The following is a 1,911-nucleotide window of genomic DNA, read 5'->3' as shown; positions in this document are numbered from 1 at the left end:
CGGTACACCCAGCGGCGCCCAAGGCGGATACGGCTTCCCGCGCCCGCAGGGAAGCGGTGGGCCGGGCGGACCGGGCGGACCCGGTGCGGGCGGCGGCAGGGGGTCTGGGGCGCCCTCGGGCGGTCCGGCACCCGCGGCAGGGCCCACCTCGGGCTCGGCGCCCGGGACGCCCGACGGGAGCGCCCTCGCCGACGAGCAGGCCGGCGGGGTCCGGCGGCGGCGGGTCATGATGCTGATCGGCGGGGTCGTCGCCGTCGCGGTGATAGCCGGCGGCGTGGCCACGGCCGTGGTGATGTCCGGCAAGGGCTCGGACCACCCCATCGCCGACCCGAGCGGGTCGGCGAGCAGCACGGCCAGCCAGAAGCCGCTGCCGCCCGAACCGTCGTTCTCCTCGGTGGCCCCGCCACCGCCCGCGAACCCGCTGGACTTCATCTCCTCCGCGGCGAAGGACACGGCACCCATCACCCCGGCGTCGCTCTTCCCGGGCAAGCAGTTCGTGCTGGCCGGCCGCACCTACGTCAAGACCAACAGCACCAGCACCGCCAGCTGCTCCGCCGCGTCCGGCGGTCAGCTGTCCGGCGTGCTCGCCGCCAACGGCTGCACCAAGCTGCTGCGCGCCACCTACACCAACGGCGAGATCGCCGTCACCATCGGTGTCGCGGTCTTCGCCGACGCGGCCAAAGCCACCAAGGTGCACAACGTCGCGCAGTACGTCGCCCCGCTCAACGGCGGCGGCATCTCCGACTTCTGCCACGCCGTGGCCTGCCAGATGACCTCGAACTCGGCCGGCCGGTACGCCTACTTCGCGATCGCCGGCTTCAAGAACGGCAAGACCCTCACCACGGGCAACACCACGGGCACCCAAGCCGCCAACGACGCCTCGGACTTCGCCTTCCAGCGGATCATCCAGCGCGGCCGTGACGCGGCACAGGCCCAGGCGAACAACCAGTAAGGACGCGGGTAAGGACCGTCCTCCGGGATGCGGGTCGTTACGACCTGGGGGGGTAGCTACAGGCAGCCGGGCAGCGTCCGCATGTTGCGGGCCTCCCGGCTGCGCGCGGCCAGCAGCTCGTCGGCCGGGTAGCCGACCTCCTCCAGCGTCAGTCCGTGCGGCCGCACCACGTTGACGGCCGAGTGCCGTTCCCGCCCGGCCAGCACCTCGGCCGGGAAACCGATCGGCCGGTGCCCGTCGCCGACCAGGATCATCGCGCCGACCAGCGCCCGCACCATGTTGTGGCAGAAGGCGTCGGCCCGTACCGTCGCCACCGCCAGACCGTCCGCGTTCCGCTCCCACGACAGGTCGAGCAGGGTGCGGATGGTGGTCGCGCCCTCCCGCTTCTTGCAGTACGCGGCGAAGTCGTGCTCCCCCAGCATCAGCTTCGCGGCGTCGTTCATCAGATCCACGTCCACCGGGCGGTCGTGCCACAGCACATGGCCGCGCAGCAGCGGGTCCACCCCGCCCGGGTGGTCCCCGATCCGGTACGCGTAACGCCGCCACACCGCCGAGAACCGCGCGTCGAAACCGGCCGGCGCCTGTGCCACCCCCCACACCCGCACATCCCACGGCAGCCGCCCGGCCAGCCGCCGCCGCAGCTTTCCGCTCTCCCGCTCCCACACCTCCGCGGGCAGGTCCACGTGCGCCACCTGCCCGCGCGCGTGCACCCCCGCGTCGGTGCGCCCCGCCACCGTCAGCTCGACCGGGTCCGGCAGCCGCAGCACCGTGGCGATCGCCGACTCCAGTTCCCCCTGCACCGTCCGCCGGCTGCGCTGCTTCGCCCACCCGGAGAAGTCCGCCCCGTCGTACCCAAGATCCAACCGCACCCGGACGAATCCGGCCGCCGGCCCCTCGCTCACCCGTCGCTCCTCGCGCCTCGTGCCCCGCGCCCCGTGTCCGGTGCCCGTCCTACGTGC

The 1,911-nt window shown here is 73.6% G+C and carries 2 protein-coding genes; one reads left to right on the top strand and one right to left on the bottom strand.

Annotation, left to right across the window (positions count from 1 at the left end):
- On the top strand, positions 1 to 952 hold a 952-nt coding region (locus AC13HU_RS36420), incomplete at its 5' end, for a flagellar basal body-associated FliL family protein (RefSeq protein WP_483046280.1).
- Positions 953 to 1,008: 56 nt separating this feature from the next.
- Here the strand turns inward: AC13HU_RS36420 and truA are convergent.
- Complete coding sequence (truA, locus tag AC13HU_RS36415) at positions 1,009 to 1,854, bottom strand: tRNA pseudouridine(38-40) synthase TruA (protein ID WP_483046279.1); 846 nt, start codon at positions 1,852 to 1,854, stop codon at positions 1,009 to 1,011.
- Positions 1,855 to 1,911 lie beyond the last annotated feature (57 nt).

This window comes from Streptomyces sp. NH27, assembly GCF_056859195.1.
The sequence above is the reverse complement of the archived record's forward strand: the minus strand, read 5'-3'. Positions and strand labels throughout refer to the sequence as shown.